30 protein-coding genes are annotated in these 20,795 nt (G+C 47.5%); 4 read left to right on the forward strand and 26 right to left on the reverse strand.

Annotated elements, in window-relative coordinates; genetic code table 11:
* Positions 1 to 2: 2 nt before the first annotated feature.
* The 26 genes from rplO to M4J38_RS12490 form a co-directional block, all read right to left on the reverse strand.
* Entirely contained in the window at positions 3 to 452 is a 450-nt protein-coding gene (gene rplO, locus M4J38_RS12365; RefSeq protein WP_251759915.1) for a 50S ribosomal protein L15, read from the reverse strand.
* A 48-nt stretch (positions 453 to 500) separates the two neighbouring features.
* Complete coding sequence (gene rpmD, locus M4J38_RS12370) at positions 501 to 680, reverse strand: 50S ribosomal protein L30 (protein WP_251759916.1); 180 nt, start codon at positions 678 to 680, stop codon at positions 501 to 503.
* Positions 681 to 764: 84 nt separating this feature from the next.
* The gene (gene rpsE, locus M4J38_RS12375) at positions 765 to 1,283 is read right to left on the reverse strand and encodes a 30S ribosomal protein S5 (protein WP_251759917.1); all 519 of its coding nucleotides are present in this window, start codon (positions 1,281 to 1,283) and stop codon (positions 765 to 767) included.
* Positions 1,284 to 1,358: 75 nt separating this feature from the next.
* Positions 1,359 to 1,712 (reverse strand): 50S ribosomal protein L18, encoded by a 354-nt coding sequence (gene rplR, locus M4J38_RS12380; RefSeq protein ID WP_251759918.1) that lies wholly within the window; start codon positions 1,710 to 1,712, stop codon positions 1,359 to 1,361.
* 47 nt (positions 1,713 to 1,759) lie between these two features.
* A complete protein-coding gene (gene rplF, locus M4J38_RS12385; protein ID WP_251759919.1) occupies positions 1,760 to 2,314 on the reverse strand; it encodes a 50S ribosomal protein L6 in 555 nt (184 codons plus the stop codon).
* Between the two features lie 113 nt (positions 2,315 to 2,427).
* Positions 2,428 to 2,826, reverse strand: a complete 399-nt coding sequence (gene rpsH / locus M4J38_RS12390) for a 30S ribosomal protein S8 (RefSeq protein WP_251759920.1) — start codon at positions 2,824 to 2,826, stop codon at positions 2,428 to 2,430.
* An 84-nt stretch (positions 2,827 to 2,910) separates the two neighbouring features.
* On the reverse strand, positions 2,911 to 3,180 hold the full coding sequence (gene rpsN, locus M4J38_RS12395) for a 30S ribosomal protein S14 (RefSeq protein ID WP_251759921.1): 270 nt from the start codon (positions 3,178 to 3,180) through the stop codon (positions 2,911 to 2,913).
* Positions 3,181 to 3,183: 3 nt separating this feature from the next.
* Positions 3,184 to 3,762 carry a 50S ribosomal protein L5 gene (gene rplE, locus M4J38_RS12400; RefSeq protein ID WP_251759922.1) on the reverse strand — a complete coding sequence of 193 codons (579 nt, stop codon included), beginning with the start codon at positions 3,760 to 3,762 and terminating at the stop codon, positions 3,184 to 3,186.
* Positions 3,762 to 4,100 (reverse strand): 50S ribosomal protein L24, encoded by a 339-nt coding sequence (gene rplX / locus M4J38_RS12405; protein WP_251759923.1) that lies wholly within the window; start codon positions 4,098 to 4,100, stop codon positions 3,762 to 3,764. The genes rplE and rplX overlap by 1 nt, the downstream gene beginning before the upstream one ends.
* Before the next feature lie 150 nt (positions 4,101 to 4,250).
* Positions 4,251 to 4,619 (reverse strand): 50S ribosomal protein L14, encoded by a 369-nt coding sequence (gene rplN / locus M4J38_RS12410; RefSeq protein ID WP_251759924.1) that lies wholly within the window; start codon positions 4,617 to 4,619, stop codon positions 4,251 to 4,253.
* Positions 4,620 to 4,674: 55 nt separating this feature from the next.
* The gene (gene rpsQ, locus M4J38_RS12415; protein WP_251759925.1) at positions 4,675 to 4,932 is read right to left on the reverse strand and encodes a 30S ribosomal protein S17; all 258 of its coding nucleotides are present in this window, start codon (positions 4,930 to 4,932) and stop codon (positions 4,675 to 4,677) included.
* 21 nt (positions 4,933 to 4,953) lie between these two features.
* On the reverse strand, positions 4,954 to 5,166 hold the full coding sequence (gene rpmC / locus M4J38_RS12420) for a 50S ribosomal protein L29 (protein ID WP_251759926.1): 213 nt from the start codon (positions 5,164 to 5,166) through the stop codon (positions 4,954 to 4,956).
* Between the two features lie 29 nt (positions 5,167 to 5,195).
* A complete protein-coding gene (gene rplP / locus M4J38_RS12425; protein ID WP_251759927.1) occupies positions 5,196 to 5,615 on the reverse strand; it encodes a 50S ribosomal protein L16 in 420 nt (139 codons plus the stop codon).
* 51 nt (positions 5,616 to 5,666) lie between these two features.
* Positions 5,667 to 6,464, reverse strand: coding sequence for a 30S ribosomal protein S3 (rpsC, locus tag M4J38_RS12430; protein WP_251759928.1), 798 nt, complete (start codon positions 6,462 to 6,464; stop codon positions 5,667 to 5,669).
* A 31-nt stretch (positions 6,465 to 6,495) separates the two neighbouring features.
* A complete protein-coding gene (gene rplV / locus M4J38_RS12435) occupies positions 6,496 to 6,831 on the reverse strand; it encodes a 50S ribosomal protein L22 (RefSeq protein ID WP_251759929.1) in 336 nt (111 codons plus the stop codon).
* 56 nt (positions 6,832 to 6,887) lie between these two features.
* Positions 6,888 to 7,157 carry a 30S ribosomal protein S19 gene (gene rpsS, locus M4J38_RS12440; protein ID WP_251759930.1) on the reverse strand — a complete coding sequence of 90 codons (270 nt, stop codon included), beginning with the start codon at positions 7,155 to 7,157 and terminating at the stop codon, positions 6,888 to 6,890.
* Positions 7,158 to 7,218: 61 nt separating this feature from the next.
* A complete protein-coding gene (gene rplB, locus M4J38_RS12445) occupies positions 7,219 to 8,055 on the reverse strand; it encodes a 50S ribosomal protein L2 (protein WP_251759931.1) in 837 nt (278 codons plus the stop codon).
* Between the two features lie 64 nt (positions 8,056 to 8,119).
* On the reverse strand, positions 8,120 to 8,419 hold the full coding sequence (gene rplW, locus M4J38_RS12450) for a 50S ribosomal protein L23 (protein WP_251759932.1): 300 nt from the start codon (positions 8,417 to 8,419) through the stop codon (positions 8,120 to 8,122).
* A 19-nt stretch (positions 8,420 to 8,438) separates the two neighbouring features.
* Positions 8,439 to 9,080, reverse strand: a complete 642-nt coding sequence (gene rplD, locus M4J38_RS12455; RefSeq protein ID WP_251759933.1) for a 50S ribosomal protein L4 — start codon at positions 9,078 to 9,080, stop codon at positions 8,439 to 8,441.
* Between the two features lie 19 nt (positions 9,081 to 9,099).
* Complete coding sequence (gene rplC, locus M4J38_RS12460) at positions 9,100 to 9,720, reverse strand: 50S ribosomal protein L3 (protein ID WP_374662841.1); 621 nt, start codon at positions 9,718 to 9,720, stop codon at positions 9,100 to 9,102.
* A gap of 337 nt (positions 9,721 to 10,057) precedes the next feature.
* Complete coding sequence (gene rpsJ, locus M4J38_RS12465) at positions 10,058 to 10,363, reverse strand: 30S ribosomal protein S10 (RefSeq protein WP_251759935.1); 306 nt, start codon at positions 10,361 to 10,363, stop codon at positions 10,058 to 10,060.
* A 165-nt stretch (positions 10,364 to 10,528) separates the two neighbouring features.
* Entirely contained in the window at positions 10,529 to 13,561 is a 3,033-nt protein-coding gene (locus tag M4J38_RS12470; RefSeq protein ID WP_251759936.1) for a T9SS type A sorting domain-containing protein, read from the reverse strand.
* 96 nt (positions 13,562 to 13,657) lie between these two features.
* Complete coding sequence (fusA, locus tag M4J38_RS12475) at positions 13,658 to 15,814, reverse strand: elongation factor G (protein WP_251759937.1); 2,157 nt, start codon at positions 15,812 to 15,814, stop codon at positions 13,658 to 13,660.
* 363 nt (positions 15,815 to 16,177) lie between these two features.
* The gene (gene rpsG, locus M4J38_RS12480; protein ID WP_251759938.1) at positions 16,178 to 16,645 is read right to left on the reverse strand and encodes a 30S ribosomal protein S7; all 468 of its coding nucleotides are present in this window, start codon (positions 16,643 to 16,645) and stop codon (positions 16,178 to 16,180) included.
* An 86-nt stretch (positions 16,646 to 16,731) separates the two neighbouring features.
* Positions 16,732 to 17,112, reverse strand: coding sequence for a 30S ribosomal protein S12 (gene rpsL / locus M4J38_RS12485; protein ID WP_251759939.1), 381 nt, complete (start codon positions 17,110 to 17,112; stop codon positions 16,732 to 16,734).
* Positions 17,113 to 17,242: 130 nt separating this feature from the next.
* Positions 17,243 to 18,304, reverse strand: coding sequence for a branched-chain amino acid aminotransferase (locus tag M4J38_RS12490; RefSeq protein WP_251759940.1), 1,062 nt, complete (start codon positions 18,302 to 18,304; stop codon positions 17,243 to 17,245).
* Between the two features lie 63 nt (positions 18,305 to 18,367).
* Between M4J38_RS12490 and M4J38_RS12495 the strand changes: the two genes are divergently transcribed.
* From M4J38_RS12495 to M4J38_RS12510, 4 genes are all read left to right on the forward strand, one after another.
* Positions 18,368 to 18,883, forward strand: coding sequence for a hypothetical protein (locus M4J38_RS12495; RefSeq protein WP_251759941.1), 516 nt, complete (start codon positions 18,368 to 18,370; stop codon positions 18,881 to 18,883).
* A gap of 3 nt (positions 18,884 to 18,886) precedes the next feature.
* Positions 18,887 to 19,477 carry an RdgB/HAM1 family non-canonical purine NTP pyrophosphatase gene (gene rdgB / locus M4J38_RS12500; RefSeq protein WP_251759942.1) on the forward strand — a complete coding sequence of 197 codons (591 nt, stop codon included), beginning with the start codon at positions 18,887 to 18,889 and terminating at the stop codon, positions 19,475 to 19,477.
* 71 nt (positions 19,478 to 19,548) lie between these two features.
* Complete coding sequence (locus M4J38_RS12505; protein WP_256469206.1) at positions 19,549 to 20,058, forward strand: RNA polymerase sigma factor; 510 nt, start codon at positions 19,549 to 19,551, stop codon at positions 20,056 to 20,058.
* Positions 20,055 to 20,789, forward strand: a complete 735-nt coding sequence (locus tag M4J38_RS12510) for a hypothetical protein (protein WP_251759944.1) — start codon at positions 20,055 to 20,057, stop codon at positions 20,787 to 20,789. The genes M4J38_RS12505 and M4J38_RS12510 overlap by 4 nt, the downstream gene beginning before the upstream one ends.
* Positions 20,790 to 20,795 lie beyond the last annotated feature (6 nt).

Consider the following 20,795-nt stretch of genomic DNA (forward strand, 5'->3'; position numbering starts at 1 on the left):
AATTATTTCACAATTTCAACTGTTCCGCCTGCCGCTTCAATTGCCGCCTTCGCTTTTTCGCTGATGGCGTTTACTTTGAAGGTCAGTTTAGATTTCAGTTCACCGTTTCCTAAGATTTTCACGGAGTCCGTCTGGCTGATCAACCCGTTCATGTACAGGTTTTCCAGTGTGAACTCAGTGATACCGTATTTCTCAACCACCTGATCGATCTGACCGAGGTTGAATACTTTGAATTCGATACGGTTGTTGTTTTTGAATCCACGTTTTGGAACGCGACGCTGAATGGGCATCTGACCACCTTCGTGCGCGAATTTACGTTGGTAACCGGCACGGCTTTGCTGACCTTTGTTACCTTTTGTGGAAGTACCACCTTTACCGGAGGCTTCACCACGACCAATACGTTTCTCTTTATGAACTGCACCTTCTGCAGGCTGTAACTGATGTAATTTCATGATTGTTTGTTTTTTACTCAACGGGGCAACAACCCCTCGCAATTAAAATTAGGCTTCTTCTACTTTCACGAGATGGCTAACCTTACGCACCATACCACGGATGGAGTCGGTAGCTTCCACTTCTTTCGTAGAGTTCAGCTTGTTCAAACCCAAAGCCTGGAGCGTCAGCTTCTGGCGCTCTGGTCTGTCGATGGGACTTTTTACTAAGGTGATCTTTATCTTGCTCATACAACTACCCTTTCGGGCCAGTTTATTATGGGTGAAAAATACTTTTCAATCAATATTCTGAACAGTTGTTCCCGGAGGAACAGTTTATCCGTTGAATACTTTTTTCAGGGCAACGGTACGTGTTTTTGCTACGGAGATGGGCTCGCGCAGCATAGCCAGGGCCTTGAAAGTTGCTTTCACCACGTTGTGCGGATTAGCGCTTCCCAGGGATTTGGCGAGTACGTCGGTAACACCTGCGCTTTCCAGCACGGCGCGCATGCTGCCTCCGGCGATTACACCGGTACCGTGTGCTGCTGGCTTGATGAGCACTTTTGCAGCGCCTTCTTTAGCCAGTTGGTCGTGAGGAATAGTGCCGTGCATTACGGGAACTTTGATGAGATTTTTCTTCGCATCTTCAATTCCTTTGGTGATGGCTTCCTGAACTTCTTTGGCTTTACCTAAACCGTGACCTACCACGCCGCTTTCATTCCCTACTACCACCAGCGCGGAGAAACTGAAGGCACGACCGCCTTTTGTAGTTTTCACCACCCTGTTAATAGCAACCACCTTCTCCTTCAGTTCGAGGTCGCCGGCTTTAACCTTGTTTAAGTTTACTTTTGCCATTGTAGTTATTCTGTTGTACCGGACAAAGCCGGTTGATGTTTACTTTTTTGATTTGGTTCGTTCCCAAAGGGATAATTAGAACTGAAGACCTCCTTCACGGGCGCCGTCAGCGATAGACTTTACACGGCCGTGGTAGAGATATCCGCCACGATCGAATACGCAGGTGGTGATACCCAGTTCAGCGGCTTTACGGGCGATTGCCTGTCCTGCCAGCTTAGACTTTTCGGATTTGGTACCTTTCTGCGCAGCGATATCTTTATCCCTGGTGGAAGCGGAAGCCAAAGTCTGACCATTTTCATCATTGATCAGTTGTACATAAGTATCAGCATTGCTTCTGAAAACACTGAGGCGTGGTTTCGCAGTTGTACCTGCTACTTTCCTGCGGATCCTGTAGCGGATCTTCTGCCTTCTTATTACTTTGTTGTTCATTTCTCTTATTTTATATTCCCGATACTGCCGGGAATTATTGCTTAAAATTATTTACCAGCAGATTTACCAGCTTTTCTGCGAAGCACTTCACCAGCGAATTTAACACCTTTACCTTTGTATGGTTCTGGTTTACGCAGGCTGCGGAGCTTTGCTGCCACCTGGCCAATCAGTTGCTTGTCCATTCCTTCCAGGGTGATGGTGGGGTTCTGCCCTTTTTCCTGGGCGGTCACCACTTTCAGTTCCTTGGGAATTTCGAAAATAATATTGTGAGAATAACCCAGTGCGAGGTCGAGGATATTGCCCTGGTTGGCGGCTTTATAACCTACACCCACCAGTTCAAGTTTGCGAACAAACCCATCAGTTACACCTTTCACCATGTTGGCGATCAGGGAACGGTACAAACCGTGCAATGCGCGGTGGCGGATCTGGTCGGTAGGACGGGTTACAGTTGCTTCACCATCTTTCACTTCGATCTTGATGTCTCTGTCGATGGCTTGTTTCAGTTCGCCTTTAGGCCCTTTTACAGTGATCACATTGTCGGCGGCTACGGTAATGGTAACGCCTGCAGGCACACTGATGATTTTTTTTCCGATACGTGACATAGTCGTAAACTTTTAAGTTGATAGTTATCCCGTGTTCAGCCCCGACTAAAAGGCTTGTGCGCCGGGTATATGATGAACCGGATCCGAAAAACGGACCCGGCTAACATTTCAGTTTAGTAGATGTAGCAAAGCACTTCTCCGCCTACATTCTGCGCTTTGGCTTCTTTATCGGTCATTACTCCTTTGGAAGTACTTACGATAGCGATACCAAGACCATTCTTCACACGTTTGAAGTCTTCAGGCTTTGCATACTGGCGCAAACCGGGGCGGCTGATTCTTTCCAGCGCCTTGATTGCGGGTTGTTTGCTGGTAGGATCGTATTTCAACGCGATCTTGATCAGCCCTTGCTTATTGTCTTCTTCGAATTTGTACTTCAGGATATAACCCTGGTTGTACAGAATTTCAGTGATACGCTTCTTCAGGTTTGAGGCAGGAATCTCCACGATGCGGTGGTTGGCCATCTGCGCATTACGTACTCTCGTCAGAAAATCTGCTATTGGATCAGTAACCATTGTTTGATTGAGGTTAAATGATAAAAATGATTTACAATGCGATATCCAATTAATAATTTGATATCAGTAACCAAGCGGTTGTTCTTACCAGCTTGCTTTTTTCACGCCAGGGATTTTTCCTGCAAGCGCCATGTCACGGAACATCACCCTTCCGAGACCGAAGTAACGCATGTATCCTTTGGGACGACCGGTGAGCTGACAACGGTTTTTCAGTCTTACAGGAGAAGCGTTGCGGGGCAGTTGAGACAATGCTGCGTAATCACCTGCTTCTTTCAGAGCGGCTCTTTTTTCAGCAAACTTAGCAACTGTGGCTTCGCGCTTTTTTTGTCTGGCTATTACTGACTTTTTTGCCATGGTTTATTGAGCGTTTTCTTTTTTAATGTTTTTGAACGGCATGCCGAGTTCTTTCAGCAGTTCGTAAGCTTCTTCGTTCGTGTTGGCGGTAGTAACGAAAGTGATGTCGAGACCAGTGATCTTGTTCACCTTATCGATATCGATTTCGGGGAAGATGATCTGTTCAGTAACACCAAGTGTATAGTTACCGCGGCCATCGAAAGCTTTGTCGTTCACTCCTTTGAAGTCGCGTACGCGGGGGAGGGACACAGCGATCAGACGATCGAGGAATTCGTACATTTTTACACCTCTCAGCGTAACACGTGCACCGATGGGCATGTTCTTACGCAGTTTGAAGTTAGAGATGTCCTTTTTAGACATGGTGGGAACAGCTTTCTGACCGGTAACGGTAGAGAGTTCATCCACGGCGATGTCCACCAGTTTCTTATCGGCTACCGCGCCATTCACGCCGCGGTTCAGACAGATCTTGGTAAGTTTGGGTGCCTGCATGATGCTTTTGTAACCAAACTTTTTCATCAAGGCAGGTAATACCTCTTTGGAGTATTTTTCTGCCAGTCTCGGAGAATAGTTTACGGTACTCATTATTTAATTACCTCCCCTGATTTTTTTGCAATACGAACTAATTTACCGGTTTCACGGCTGCGGGTAACGCGGGTGGCTTTACCAGCTTTAGCGTCCCATAACATCACGTTAGAGATGTGGATGGGGGCTTCTTTTTTAACGATACCACCTTTAGTGTTCTGGGCTGAAGGTTTGGTATGTTTGGTAACGATGTTCACACCTTCCACCAGGACGCGTGATTTATCCAGGAAAACTTCCAGTACCTGGCGGGGTTTGGCCAGGTCTTTATCGTCTCCGGCGATCACCACTACGGCGTCACCTTTTTTGATATTAAACTTCGGTTTGAATCTTGTACTCACTGTAAAATGTTTATCGTTTTTTATAAAACGCCACCCCAGGTTTCCCTTTTGGGGGTGCAAAGATATGCTTTTTTGCTGAATGCTCAACGCTGATTGCCAAACGCCCCGGAAATCCGGGAAAAACCTGCGTTAAGCACCTGCCCGGGCATCTTATAACACTTCGGGAGCGAGGGAAACGATCTTCATGTAACCTTTATCGCGCAGTTCCCTGGCAACTGGTCCGAAGATACGGGTACCTCTTGGCTCATCGGAGTTGTTGAGCAGTACCACTGCGTTGTCGTCGAAACGGATGTAAGATCCGTCTTTACGGCGCAGTTTATTGGTAGTGCGAACGATCACCGCTTTGGTTACGGTACCTTTTTTGATACCGCCTGCGGGGATGGCATCTTTTACAGTAACCACGATCTTATCACCGATCTTGGCGTAATCCTGTCCGCTGTTTCCCAGCACACGGATGCACAATACTTCCTTGGCACCACTGTTATCAGCTACGTTCAATCTGCTTTCTTGCTGAATCATCGTTGAATAATTTTAAGTCCTTCCGGAACTTGTTATATAATGTAAAACAGAGGGATTATTTTACCTTTTCCACGATCTCAACCAGCCTCCAGCGTTTTGTTTTGCTGAGGGGGCGGGTTTCCATGATCTTCACCAGGTCGCCGATACTGCACTCGTTCTTTTCATCATGGGCGTGGAACTTGGTTGTCTTTTTTACGAACTTTCCGTAGATAGGGTGTTTCACCTTTCTTTCCACGGCTACGGTAACGGTTTTGTCCATCTTGTTGCTGGCAACCACACCGATCCTTGTTTTACGCAAATTTCTTTCAGCCATTGTTCAATTTTTATATCGGGATTAAACTCCCAATGCACGTTTAGTTAATTCTGTTTTCAGACGGGCCACATCCCTTCTGAGTGAGCGGATGCTCACCGGATTTTCCAGGGGAGTGATGGCGTGCGCGAACTCAAGCTTTTTCAGACGCAGTTCATCTTCCTGGATTTTAGCCTTCAGATCCGCATCACTGATATCTTTCAGGCTTTTGTTAAATTCAACTTTCTTAGACGACATCGTATATACGATTTATGTTGATGAACGAATTATGCTTGGAGATCTCTCCTCACAATGAATTTGGTTTTGATCGGCAGTTTCTGCGCAGCCAGTTCCATAGCGTGTTTCGCTACTTCAACGGGAACACCGTCGGCTTCGAACAGAACTCTTCCGGGTTTCACCACGGCAGCCCAATGATCGGGTGCGCCTTTACCTTTACCCATCCTTACTTCGGCGGGCTTGCGGGTAACGGGTTTATCGGGGAAAATACGGATCCACACATTACCTTCCCGCTTCATGGCACGCGTCATGCTCTGACGGGCGGCTTCAATCTGGCGGTCGGTCATCCAAACATTTTCCAATGCCTTCAAACCGAATGAACCGAACGACAGGGTGGTACCACGTTTGGCATTCCCTCTGGAAGGCATTTTCTGCATCTTCCTGTGCTTCGTTCTTTTTGGCTGTAACATCTTACGTTATATTAAGTAGTTAATTGAAATTTATTACCAACGATCGGGGGATTATCTTCTTCCGCCACCGCCTCTTCTGTCGCCACCACGGTCATCCCTTCTTTCAGGACGTCCGCCACGGTCACCACGGTCGCCGCCACGGAAATCTCCGCGCTCACCACCTCTTCTGTCGCTCACATCGCTCTTACCGCCTACGAAGTTGGGGTTCAGGTCTCTCTTAGCGAGCACTTCACCTTTGGATATCCAAACTTTGATACCGATTTTACCGTAAACCGTAAGGGCGAAAACATTGGCGTAGTCAATGTCCATACGAAGTGTATGCAGGGGAACACGACCTTGTTTGATCTCTTCGGAACGTGCGATTTCCGCACCACCCAAACGACCGCTCACTTTTACCTTGATCCCTTCGGCGCCCATACGGAGTGCGGAAGCGATAGACATTTTGATGGCGCGTTTGTAGTTGATCCTGTTTTCGATCTGCTTGGCGATCGTATCACCAACGATGTTGGCGTCCAGTTCGGGGCGACGGATCTCCAGGATGTTGATCTGTACATCTTCCTTACCGGTCAACTTTTTCAGTTCTTCCTTGATGCGGTCCACCTCATTACCACCCTTACCTATGATGATGCCAGGCTTGGAAGTATGAATGGTCACGATCAGTTTGTTCAGCGTACGCTCGATCACGATCTTGGCGATACCGCCTTTATTGATACGTGCGTTCAGATAAGTTCTGATCTTATTGTCTTCGATCAGCTTCTGGGCATAATCTTTTTTACCACCATACCAGTTAGACTCCCATCCGCGGATGATTCCCAACCTTGCACCAATAGGATTTGTTTTCTGACCCATGAGTTTGGTATATTAAGTTTACTTGTTATAGTTATTTTGTATCAACGATTACAGTTACGTGGTTGCTGCGCTTTCTAACCCTGTAACCACGACCCTGCGGGGCAGGACGCATTCTTTTCAGTGTTCTTGCGCCATCCACGAAAATGGTCTTCACCACCAGTTGGCTCTCGTCTCCACCTTCGTTCTGCTGCTTCCAGTTGTTGATAGCGCTCAGTACGAGTTTGCGGAGCGGGCTTGCGCTGTGCTTGGCGTTGAATTCCAGTTCCGCCAGCGCTTTTTCCACCTGCATACCACGGATCAGGTCTGCAAGCAAACGCATTTTACGTGGTGATGTTGGATAATTTCTCAGTTTAGCTACTGCTTCCATTGTATTCAGTTTCTGTTTTCAGTTCCTCCGGTTCCTTTTCAGTACACCGGGTTCACTTACATTTTTTTGTTTGAGTGTCCTTTGAAGTTCCTGGTGGGAGCGAATTCGCCCAGTTTGTGGCCAACCATGAATTCAGTTACGTAAACAGGGATGAATTTGTTACCGTTGTGCACCGCGAAAGTGTGTCCTACGAAATCCGGTGTGATGGTAGAACGGCGTGACCATGTTTTCACTACACCTTTTTTCGCTTTGCCTTCGTTGATGGCGAGCACTTTGGTTTCGAGTTTAACGTCTACGAAAGGACCTTTTTTAATCGAACGAGCCATATTGTATTGGGTTGTTTATTTGCCCCGCCCGCGAGAGCGGGGCCATTTTAACACTTGTTACTTATTTAACTTTCTTACCGTTTCTGCGTTGGATGATCAGCTTATCGGAAGACTTACCTCTTGTACGGGTAACTTCTCCTTTAGCGTATTTACCGGTACGGCTGCGTGGGTGACCACCGGAAGCCCTACCTTCACCACCACCCATCGGGTGATCTACAGGGTTCATCGCAACACCGCGGTTTCTTGGACGGATACCTTTCCACCTGTTCCTACCTGCCTTACCCATGCTTTGGAGGCTGTGGTCGGAGTTGGAAACAACACCTACGGTAGCGTAGCAGTTGATCAATACTTTACGGAGTTCACCGGAAGGCATTTTCAATACCGCGTATTTTTCTTCTTTGGCGTTCAGCTGCGCGGAGGAACCGGCGCTTCTTGCCATTTTCGCACCCTGACCCGGTTGCAACTCAATGTTGTGCACCATGGTACCGAGTGGCATGTTTTTCAGTTGCAGCGCATTACCCAGTTCAGGCGCCACGGCATCTCCACTGATTACAGTGGTACCTACTGTGAGGCCCTGGGGAGCGATGATGTATCTTTTCTCACCGTCAACGTAGTTCAGCAGTGCGATGAAAGCTGTACGGTTCGGATCGTATTCAATGGAAGCGACTTTAGCTTCGATTCCGGTTTTGTTGCGTTTGAAGTCGATAACACGGTAGTGCTTCTTGTGGCCACCACCAATGTAGCGCATGCTTCTTCTACCCTGCGCGTTACGTCCACCGGTTCCTTTCAGGGGTTCCAGGAGGCTTTTTTCAGGCGTATCGGTTGTGATTTCCGCGTACGCGTTTCCGATTCTCCAACGGGTACCGGCGGTCATCGGTTTGAACTTCTTCAGTGCCATGATGTTCTGATTTCTTCGTTGTTGTTAATTAAATTCTTGATCTGTATATACAACCATTCACGGCTTATATGTTAGCATACAGATCGATGGTAGTTCCTTCGGCAACGGTCACCAGCGCTTTTTTGTAAGCGGGTTTGCGGCCTTTGATGAAACCTGCTTTTGTGTAGCGGGTTTTATCTTTTCCCGGAACAACGGAAGTGTTAATGTCCACAACTGTTGCACCGTAGAACTCTTCAATAGCTTTTTTAATTTCAAGCTTATTGGCTTTCCGGGCCACTTTGAAAGCGTACCTGTTCAGCTTTTCCTGCTGGGCGTTTGCTTTCTCGGTAAGGATCGGTTTTATCAAAACTTCTGATAATTTCATCTCTGAATGATTTAGACAATTATGCGTTTACTTCTTCAACAGCTTCATCGGTGAATACCTTGGCGGCGGATTCGCTCAGTACGAGGAAGTCGGCGTTCACGATATCGTAAGTATTGATATCGCTCAGCAGGGAACCTTGTACGGAAGGAATATTGCGGAGGCTGAGGTACACGTTCTCGTTGTACTCGGGGAGAACGAACAGAGACTTTTTGTTATCGATGTTCAGTGTTTTCAGTACACCGGCGAATTGTTTTGTTTTTGGCGCGTCAAGGTTCAGGTCTTCCAGTACCACGATAGCGTTTTCTTTCGCTTTGAAGCTCAGGGCGCTCATTTTGGCGAGGTCCTTCACTTTGCGGTTCAGTTTGAAGCTGTAATCGCGGGGTTTAGGTCCGAAGATGGTACCACCACCTTTGTAGAGGGGGTTACGCAGGTTACCTTTACGGGATCCGCCGGTACCTTTCTGACGGTGGAGTTTACGGCTGGCGCCTTTCACTTCCATCCTGGTTTTCACCTTGTGTGTACCCTGGCGTTGAGCGGCGAGGTATTGTTTCACAGCGAGGTAGATCACGTGGGTATTCGGCTCAATTCCGAAGATTTCTTCCGGAAGTTCAATTGTTCTCCCGGTTTTTTGTCCTTGTATATTTAAAACATCTACTTGCATCGTACTTCAGATTAATAGGTTATTTCTGGATGAGAACATATGAACCGATATGGCCCGGAACGGAACCACTTACCAGAATGTAATTTTTTTCGGGGAAAATCTTAACGATCTTGAGACCTTTCATTTTCACGCGATCGCCACCCATGCGGCCGGCCATGCGCATACCTTTGAATACGCGGGAAGGATAGGAAGAGCCACCGATAGAACCCGGGGCGCGCTGACGGTCGTGTTGTCCGTGTGATTGTTCACCCACACCGGAGAATCCGTGGCGCTTAACAACACCCTGGAAACCTTTACCTTTAGAGGTACCTACCACATCAATCTTTTCGCCTTCGGCGAAGATGTCAACGGTAATGGCTTCACCGAGTGGTTTATCGGTAGAGAAGTCGCGGAATTCTTTTACGAAACTTTTGGGAGCTGTGTTGGCTTTGGCGAAGTGATTTTTTTCAGCTTTGGTAGCATTCTTTTCTTTCTTGTCGCCAAATGAGAGTTGGAGAGCGTTGTAACCGTCTGATTCAGACGTTTTTACCTGCGTGATCACACAAGGACCAGCTTCAATAATAGTGCAGGCGGTTTGCTTGCCACTGGGATCGAAGATGCTGGTCATCCCGATTTTTTTTCCAATTAATCCTTTCATTATTATGTAGGTTTATACCCTTCAAGGTTATATGGACAATCCTGCACAGCGCAGGACTTCAATCCCAGTTTGCTACCGACCTTTTCCTGAGTTCGGCCCTTCCTGCACTTGTTGCAGGAACGGAACCGGGGGAAGTACCGATAGTAAACAAACCCTGAAAGGCTTGTTCATATGTTTTTATATTTCGATCCTGCCGGAGCAGAATGAATAAATTCGATCAAAATAAGTTCAGCGCTCTTTTGGCCCGCCACCGGCGGATTTGAGAGATGAAACATGAATAAGAACTAGCTTTTTCGAGGAATTTTCCACTTCAGCTTTTTGGCTTCAGCGGGCGGCTTCATCAGGCCTTGATCTCAACTTCCACACCAGAGGGCAGATCGAGCTTGGAAAGCGCATCCACAGTTCTGGAAGAAGAAGTGTAAATATCCAACAAACGCTTATGAGTGTTCAATTCGAACTGCTCACGGGCTTTCTTGTTCACGTGCGGTGAACGCAACACGGTAAAGATCTTCTTCTTGGTAGGTAAAGGAATTGGTCCTGTTACCACCGCTCCTGTACTGCGTACGGTCTTCACAATCTTTTCAGCAGATTTGTCCACCAGGTTGTGATCGTACGACTGCAATTTGATTCTGATTCTCTGAGACATAGCTTATTGCCCAATTTATTGGGAGTGCAAAGGTATGTATTAGGTTTAGATTATCAAATTTTTTTCAGGTATTTTTCGCAAAGAACAGGGCCGGAAGCAAGATTTTTTCATGCTTACGGCCCTGTTCGGAAGAATCTTTCCGCGCTGCCCTTTATTTTATCGCGCTTATTTCTTGATTATCATGATATTCTGCTCCGCATCCTTTCCTTTGAGGGAGATAATGAACATTCCGGGTTCGAGGGCCGCTGTTGGAAGCGAACGGATGGAAGTTCCCGTGTTGAGTTGTAGGGCTCCCCTCTTACGAAGGCGCCCCTCCATATCCCGTATACTCCATTGCAATGCATGCGCAGATGCAGTATTTATTTCAATAGAGGCATCTCCTGTGATGGGATTGGGGAAAATCGTTGCTGAAAAAGCTGAATTTCCACGCAAAGCCACCACCGGACTGTACTGGATGCTGCCGTCGGTATCCACCACTTTCAGCCTGTAATAGACTATCGGAACAACCGGCGCGGTCTCCGAAAAGGTATAACTGGCGGGAATACCTTTCGCTTTAACGGAGCCAATGGCCACATAATCCAGCCGGTTCAAAGACCGCTCGATGGTAAAACGTTCCACCTGCTGTTCTTCAGCAGTCTGCCAGACTATTTCATTCAGACTTCCTTTTCGTACCGCACTAAAATTCAACAACTTAACAGGCAGTGCTCCGGGTATCACCAAAGTGGTTTTTTCGGTATTGGTCAATACCGGGAGATTGTAGTCGAAATAAATGGACGCGGAATTTTTTATTGTATCTCCCGGAGCCAATGTGGGGAAGGGCCGTATGCGGAACTGCACATAGCCGTGACTGGCGGGCTCATTCACATTGCTGTCGGCCAGGTTGATATTGTTGAAAGTCCACGCCAACTGGTTGCCGTTCAATATAGAAAGGTTATAATCGTGGCTGGCGGCAATCATTTCAAAGGAAGACACGTCCAGCCGCGCTTCCAGGGTATCCCTAATTACCACGGTAAAGGCTGTATCAGTTCCGGTATTCTGGAAGCGGATCAGGTAGTTAAGGTATTCTCCCCCGTCAATCTCTTCCTGTGTTAGTACACCTGCGTGCGATTCGGTTTTGTCGTTGGGATCATACGATCCGGTAACAAGTTGTTTGAGGGTGAACTGGTTGTTGGAGGGGTTTACATCGTTGGTGATGGGAAATACTTCTGCTTTAAACTGGAGTGTGTCTCCAATGCTTAATTGAGGAGGAGGGGCAAGTGAAACACCGAAATCATACATTCTATCCTCCCCCGGCTGCAAAGGCGAAATGGGAACAATAAGTGTATCCCCCCTCAAAAACGACCCAATGGGCTTCGTAGGCACATCAGTTCTTCGATGGTCCAGTACAATTCTTAAACTATCTCCTGCTGCAACCGTACCTCTGTTTTTTACACTTGCTGAAAACCCATAACCAAAACCGGGTCTTGCAAACGGTGAGGTTACAAAATACACCAATAAATCACTGATCTGGGGAGTCTCTCTAAAAGGAATGAATATAGTATCCGGAGCAACCAAACCATTCACTGCTACACTTACTTCACTTACCTGAGGCAAGAAGTAATCTGAAACTTTCTGAATAACACATTGATAGTTACCCGCTGCTAATTCCACTGAAAAAATACCGTTTGCATTTGGGCTTGTAGTCATTAACGTATCGCCGTTCAGTACAATATGGCTTTTAAAGTAACTTATTCTACGCTCCCCCGGCTGATAAACGCCGTCTTCATTAGTATCCACGAAGCCAACTCCGGAAACTTCACCTGCCGCAGGAACTACCCGGGCTATAATATGCTGAAACCAATCTGGCTGTAGCCCGCTGAAAGTACCATCCTGAGATGCTGTCACCCCTTGAATAATTAAATCTCCACTGGGAAGGCTGGATATCCCCAAACCCAAATCAACTGAATTCCCACCAAAACACAGCCTGGAAACAATATTCCCGGATTTATCAAGTTCGAGAAACCACATGTCTCCGCTATCACTTGACTGGGCTGATGGATTCTGAATTCTATAATTTATATCCCCGTTCCTAGACTCTGTTACACTTGCGATAAGAATAGAATTTGCACTTTTTTTAAAAGACTGGTGCGCATAATCTCGTGCACTTCCTCCGATCTTTTTCTGCCAAATGTATCCCCCGTTGTAACTTATCTTAGTTATTAGAATATCGGTTGGCGCAACCAAAGAAATCCATGGATCATTCTGCGACACTTCTCTAAGGCAATTACCCACAATGATCACTCCATCACCAACATCATGCATTCCAATTATTGTATTAAAATCATGAAACCACTCATCCTCTGCGGGATTTACCACTCCATCCTCCTTAATCAATCTTATCCATTTTACAACACCTTCCGGGGACAGGAGCGTAACCAAGCCCTGACCAACCAATGTATCAAGCGCGTAAGCTTTACCACCCGCCAGAAAATCTCCAGAAGGCAATTCTACTACACAATCAAATGCCGCTGATAAATTAGATTCGGACCTTGAAACCGTATCACCAGAAGATACCCAGAAAATAGTTTTTGCCCCAGCTCCGAAAAGCTCATACTCCTGATACCATTCAGCAGAAAGGTTTGCCGTATCTATTTTAGCAAGGACGGGCAAATACGAATATTTGCTACTTACCCTTCTTTCCCCTGCTGCGATCAACGATCCGGAAGCACTTATCATTCCCCCGTTGAAATAATCCTGCGTCGTATTTGTTCCATACAATTTCAGGTTACTGATGTTTCCGTTATGGTCAAACTTTGTAACCCATGCATCATATCCACCTAAATTTTCAGAAAAATAACCAGTTGTGGAGCCTGACATTCCCAACGTGAATACACTGCTTTCAGCAGGAATAATTGCCTTAACCCTTTTGGATTTCAACTCCTCAAAAGATTTCTCCCAAAGTATTTCTCCTTTTCCATTTAAGGAAGATACTTTAGCGCTATTGTTATAAGAAGGATTACTCTCCCAGTACCCGGTTCCGCCAGCTGCATAAATACGTCCATCACTGCCAGTTGCAAACGCGCACAATATTGAATCCACATGACCAAGGCTCGTTTGCCATTTCACCGGGAAGTTTTGCGCCTCCACCAACAAACTACTAAAAACAAATACTACCGCAAGTAAGCCTTGCTTCTGAAGAAAGGATAAAGTTCTGAGCATAAAAGGTATTAGGGGTCCTGAAATTTGAGTTGCGCTAAAATACAAAAAGCCCCCTGAAAAACTCCAGGGGGCTTTGTATAATCAATAAAGTTATGATTAATCTTCTTCCACTTTGATCTTGCCTTTGTTCTTGGCGATCACTTCTTCTGCCACGTTGTTCGGAGCAGGAGCATAGTGGGAGAACTCCATGGTAGAACTTGCACGACCGGAGCTCAGTGAACGGAGGGAGGTTACGTAACCGAACATTTCGCTCAGGGGCACTTTGGCCTTGATTACCTGAACACCTGCACGGGTATCCATACCTTCGATCATACCACGACGACGGGAAAGGTCACCACTCACGTCACCCATATACTGGTCGGGCGTAAGTACTTCCACTTTCATGATCGGCTCGAGGAGCTGGGGCTTCGCTTTCACACCTGCGTGGCGGAAGCCGGCTTTGGCGCAAAGTTCGAAGGACATCGCATCGGAGTCCACCGCGTGGAAGCTACCGTCGAAGATGCGCACTTTCATGTTCACAACAGGGTAAGCGGCCAGTACACCGGTGTTCATCGCGGTTTCGAAACCTTTCTGGATCGGCGTGATGAATTCGCGGGGGATAGAACCACCAACGATGTTGTTCACGAACTGGAAGCTCTTATCCGGGTTCTCTTTTTGCCATTCTTCGTCTACAGGACCGAGTGAGAACTGGATGTCGGCGAATTTACCGCGACCACCGGTTTGTTTCTTCAGTACTTCACGGAACTCAACGGTTTGGCTGAACGCTTCTTTGTAGGCCACCATTGGTGCACCCTGGTTCACTTCCACTTTGAATTCACGACGCATACGGTCGATGATGATTTCCAAGTGCAGTTCTCCCATACCACGGAGGATGGTCTGACCGGTTTCTTCATCTGTATTTACACGCAGTGTAGGATCTTCTTCCACCAGTTTAGCGATGGCCATACCCATTTTGTCCACGTCGGCCTGCGTTTTAGGCTCTACGGCTACCGCGATCACGGGATCAGGGAAGGTCATGGATTCCAGTACGATGGGATGCGCTTCGTCGCAAAGGGTATCACCGGTTTTGATGTCTTTGAAACCAACAGCCGCGCCGATATCACCAGCTTCGATGAAATCGATGGGGTTCTGCTTGTTCGCGTGCATCTGCATGATCCGGGAGATACGCTCGTTCTTACCGGTACGTGTGTTCAGTACATAAGAACCGGAGTCCAGCTTACCGGAGTAAGCGCGGAAGAACGCCAGACGGCCCACGAAAGGATCAGTCATGATCTTGAACGCGAGGGCGGAGAATGGTTCTTTCACGTTAGGCTTACGTTGCAGTTCAGCGCCAGTGTCGGGGTGTGTACCGGCAACGGCTTCGATGTCCAGGGGAGAAGGCAGGTAACGGCAAACCGCGTCCAGCATCTTCTGTACACCTTTATTCTTGAAGGAAGAACCACACAGCATGGGGATGATGGCGATGTCGATGGTAGCCTTGCGGATAGCCTCGTGCATTTCATCTTCCGTAATGGAGTTGGGATCTTCGAAGAACTTCTCCATCAGTTTCTCGTCGTATTCAGCAACGGACTCCACCAGTTTGGCTCTCCACTCTTCCGCTTCGTCCTTCATGTCTGCAGGAACTTCGGATTCAGTGTAGGTAGCACCTTTGCTAGCCTCGTCCCAAATGATCGCCTTCATGGTGATCAGGTCCACCACGCCTTTGAAAGTATCTTCAGCGCCGATGGGCAGCATCAGGGGCACGGGGTTCGCACCCAGCATTTCCTTCACCTGTTTTACCACGTTCAGGAAGTCTGCACCTGCGCGGTCCATTTTGTTCACGAACCCGATACGGGGAACGCGGTAACGGTTGGCCTGGCGCCAAACGGTTTCAGATTGTGGCTCCACACCGGATACGGCGCAGAACAGGGCCACCAGTCCGTCCAGTACACGGAGGGAACGTTCCACTTCCACAGTGAAATCCACGTGACCTGGGGTATCGATGATGTTGAATTTATATTCTTTGGTCTGCCCGGGGATCAGGTCACCCTGGGTAGTAGGAAACTTCCAGAAGCAAGTGGTTGCGGCAGAAGTAATGGTGATACCTCTCTCCTGCTCCTGCGCCATCCAGTCCATGGTGGCTGCACCTTCGTGTACCTCCCCTATTTTGTGGGATTTACCTGTATAATACAGGATACGCTCCGTAGTGGTGGTTTTACCAGCATCAATGTGAGCGGCAATACCGAAGTTCCTTTGAAATTTTAAGTCTGCCATAAATTAGTAATGACTATTAAGAATGTTATTTGGGGTGCAAAGGTAGTGAATTCTATAATACAAGCAATCGGGTGTGAATATTGGGAAGCGGTGTTCCTGCAAGCGGCTTTTCTTTGCGGCTTTGCGCCTTTGCGAGCGTTACAGAGATTTCACGCAAAGACGCAAAGGTGCTAAGACGCAAAGCGTTGATTATAAGGCCAGAGATAAATTAATGCGGTAGTTTTTGGGAGCATCTTGGGCTGAACGAGTGGCAGAAAGTGGCTGGGGCAACATGAATGCGGGAAACGGCGTTAACCCAAACATCACACAAAAAGAAAAGCCCCCGGTTCAATGGGGGCTTTCTGAAATATATCAACAATAGTATTAGAAGCGGAAGTGAGAGAACGCTTTGTTGGCTTCAGCCATACGGTGCGTATCTTCTTTCTTTTTGAAAGCGGAACCTTCACCTTTTGCAGCGGCTACGATTTCGTTGGCCAGCTTGTCTGCCATGCTTCTGCCGTTACGCTCGCGGCTGTAACGAACCAGCCACTTGATGCTCAGGGAGATTTTCCTGTCGGGGCGAACTTCAGAAGGAATCTGGAAAGTGGCGCCACCAATCCTGCGGGAACGAACTTCTACAGCGGGGGTTACGTTGGCCAGCGCTCTGCGCCAGATTTCGTAGCCGTCTTCACCGGTTTGCTTGGCAACTTTATCCAGTGCGTTGTAGAAAATTTCGTAGGCGATACTTTTTTTACCTTCCCACATAATGTTGTTCACGAAACGGGTAACCAGCTTGTCATTGTACCTGGGATCAGGTGCTAAGGGAAGCTTCTTGGCTTGTGCTTTACGCATCTTTGTTAATTTTTAGTACACCAATGTGGCTGAATGTCTTCAAGTATTAAAACTTTACTCAGCACACCGGCGAATTATTGAGTGAATTATTTTTTAGCTTTTTCGCGCTTGGTTCCGTATTTGGAACGGCTTTGCTTACGGTCTTTTACACCGGCAGTATCGAGGCTACCGCGAACGATGTGGTAACGTACACCTGGCAAATCCTTCACACGACCACCACGGATCAACACGATGGAGTGCTCCTGGAGGTTATGGCCTTCACCCGGGATGTAGGCGATCACCTCTACTTTGTTGGTCAAACGCACTTTCGCAACTTTACGAAGCGCGGAGTTAGGCTTCTTAGGCGTGGTAGTGTACACACGTGTACATACACCACGACGTTGAGGGCACGCATCCAGAGCTCTTGACTTGCTCTTGGCCTTGATAATTTCTCTTCCTTTTCTTACTAATTGTTGTATTGTAGGCATCTGAACCTATTTATATTTTTGGGACGGCAAAAGTACGATTTAATTGCAGAATCAAAAAAAATGCAATGATTTTTTTTGATTCACTTCGTCACCGGGTGGAAAATATGTTAATAATCAATCCTTTATTCAATTAAACACGGAACATCCAGCCATGAACATCTTCTGTTTTTCCCTCCCTGATCTCGTTCATCCGGGCGGAAATGGCCGGACTCGTTTTCCAGGTGGCCGTATCAAAGGTCATGGAGTATCCTTTATAATGCAGTTCTTTGATCATGCTGATGGTGGCGGCGGTACCCGTACCGAAGGCTTCTTTCAGTTCACCTGCCTTATAGGCTTCCATCAATTCATCTATTTTAATATCTCTTTCTTCTACTTCATAGCCTAGTTCCTGTAGTACAGTGATCACACTGTTCCGGGTTACGCCGGCAAGGATAGCGCCATCCAATCTGGGCGTAACGATTTTGTTGCCCAACTGGAAGAACACGTTCATGGTACCCACTTCCTGTACGTATTTGTGCTCAAAAGCATCTGTCCAGAGCACCTGGTCGAATCCCTTGGCCTTCGCTTCAGATGCGGCCAGCAAACTGGACGCGTAGTTACCCGCGGCTTTGGCAAACCCGATCCCGCCGGGAGCGGCACGGGTGTATATATCTTCCACGTAAATGCGCATTGGCGCGGCGTAATAAGGACCTGTAGGACTTAAAATAATCATAAACAGGTATTTATCCGCCGGCTTTACCCCGATGGTATCATCCGCAGCAAACATAAATGGCCTGATGTACAGGGAATGGTCTTTTTTCGCGGGGATCCAGTTCTTCTCCAGGTCTATCAACTGGCGCATCCCTTCAATAAAGATATCCTCCGGCACTTCCGGCATACTCATACGCTTCGCGGAAATGTTGAATCTCTTATAATTGTCGAAAGGACGGAAAATGAATGCTTCGCCAGCCTCATTGCGGTAAGCTTTAATACCTTCAAAAATGGATTGTCCGTAATGAAGCGCGGCATTGGCGGGATCAAGCTGGATGGGACCATAAGGTTTAATCACAGGCTGTTTCCAGGTGCCATTTTCATATTCTGCCACCAGCATGTGATCGGTAAAAAACTTCCCGAAAGGAAGATTGTTCATGTCCATATCAGTCAGCTTGCTCTTGCTCGCTTTTGTTACGGGAATATCCATAGCTGCAATCATAATTCTCTATTTTTGCTACAAATGTAAAGAAAAAAGCCTTCGCCTTCCGAGGGCCATACCAATATGAGCATCAACAACATTCACCTGGTACCGCAGCAAATGGCCCAGTTTTACAGGCGGGGACTGGTTATTATCCCGGAAAAAACAATGGAGTCTCCGTCTTTAAACGTGGCTCCACCAGTGAAAATACTGGGCAACTTCTCCAGGAAAATACTGATCCTTGTCCGGTACCCGAACGAAGTGCACCTGCCGGAGGAACAACTGAATTTCCTGACCAATATCCTCCAGGCATGTAAACTGTCCCTGGATGAAGTGGGTATATTGAACATCGCGCAACATACAGGACTTACCTACACCCGTATCATGAGCGAACTCTCTCCCGCGTGCCAGCTATGGCTCGGCATAACCTCACCAGCTATCGAAGCGCCCTTCCGCCTCGAAGAACTGGAGCTTCAAACAATCGACCAAATCCAGTTCATATCTTCTCCCCCACTCGAGGCTATGAACCAGCAAAGCGATACCGCCAAATCCATCAAAGGCAGGCTATGGCTCAACCTCAAAATAATGTTCCAACTTTAACGAATGAATACACCCCTGATCTTCGCCACCAACAACCAGCACAAAGTAGACGAGATACGTGCGGCCACCGGATCGCAATTCCTGATCACCACCTTGAAAGAAGCAGGCATCAACATAGATATCCCTGAACCACACGACACGCTGGAAGAAAATGCAGCGGAAAAATCCGCGACTATCCTCCAACTGACCGGCAACAACTGCTTCAGTGAGGATACCGGGCTCGAAGTAACTGCCCTGAATGGCGCGCCAGGTGTAAAAAGTGCGCGTTATGCCGGAGAAGACAAGTCTTTTGATAAGAATGTTGAAAAGCTCCTGTCCGAAATGATAGGTAAAGAAGATCGCTCCGCACGTTTCCGGACCGTGATTTCCCTGAGGCTCGATGGGGCGCACCATCTTTTCGAAGGCATCTGCGAAGGCACAATACTGAATGAGCCGAACGGCACAGGCGGCTTTGGGTATGATCCCATATTTTCACCCCTGGGCGCAAACTGTAGTTTCGCCCAAATGACTATGGAAGAAAAAAACATGTTCAGCCACCGGAAAAAAGCGGTGGAACAGTTGGTAAGCTTTTTGAACAATTATGTTAAAAAATAATACTTATCGCTGCCAACCAAAATATCGAAGAATACGACCTTATAAGGGGATGCCTGGAAGGAGACCGTAAAATGCAGGCCGCGCTGTACGAAAGGTTTGCGCCCAAAATGTACGGAGTATGCCTCCGTTACACCAGCGACCAGGAGGAAGCGCAGGACATTTTGCAGGAAGGCTTTATCAAAGTGTTCAGAAACCTGGAGAAATTCAGGCAGGAAGGTTCTTTTGAAGGTTGGATCAGGCGCATCGTGATCAATACCGCGATCGAGCATTTCAGGAGAAGAAAGCACCTCCAGCCCGTTACGGAAAAAGAAGAAGCGGCCATTGAAGCCACGGAGGAGAGCGCACTTGACAGGCTTGCAGAGAAAGACATCATCGCACTGGTAAGACAGCTGTCTCCCGGATACAGGGCCGTTTTTAACCTCTATGTCATTGAAGGTTACGGCCATAAAGAGATCGCGGAGATGCTGGGCATCAGCGAAGGAACAAGTAAATCACAACTTGCACGCGCTAAAGCTGTATTGCAGCGACTGGTGCAAACCTATTTATCCGAAAGAAGAACAACCCTAAAATCCGGATCATGATACGGGAAGAAACCAGGAAAAAAATATTCGATTATGAAGCGCCCCCGCCTCCCGGAGCATGGGCGAACATCGCCGCTTCGTTGGGTGAAAAAACACCACCGAAGACGGTGAAAATCCCGGTTTGGGTAAAATATGCCGCATCCGTTCTTATCCTCGCTACCACGGCATTACTCTGGTGGGCAACCTCGGAAAATGCTGCTGAAACCAGCGTAGCCTCCAATAATAACAGTACAATTCCTGACAACAGCGGCGTTACCATACCAGCTCCCGCCATGGAGGACGAAACACCATATACTTCCGGCAGCCCATCGTTCAGGCGTTCAAACATCTATACCCAACCTTCAAATGACCGGGCAGTAGCGGAACATACGCCTGCTCCAGTTTATGTTGCGCAAACCGCAAACTTACGTTCCGGAGACTTTGGTCCGGGCCAGATGGCACAGACGCTTGACAAGCGGCTTTACAGGGAAGATGGTACCGACCTTGTGAATGAGAACTACATTTACCTGACCACCAGCGATGGTAACCAGGTCCGCGTATCCCGGAAAATAGCCGCGGCGGTCCTCGCCGATATGGGCATCACGGAAAGCGGCGCATCTTCTCTTGAAACCAATCAGCTTGCCCAGAAAATCCGTTCCTGGAAAGCGCAACTGGCGGAAAGTTCTTTCATTCCCTCCGCTTCAAATATGATGGACCTGCTTTCTCTGATAGAAGTACTCGATAAAAACTGATTTATA

It is taken from the genome of Parasegetibacter sp. NRK P23, from assembly GCF_023721715.1.
Lineage (GTDB): Bacteria > Bacteroidota > Bacteroidia > Chitinophagales > Chitinophagaceae > Parasegetibacter.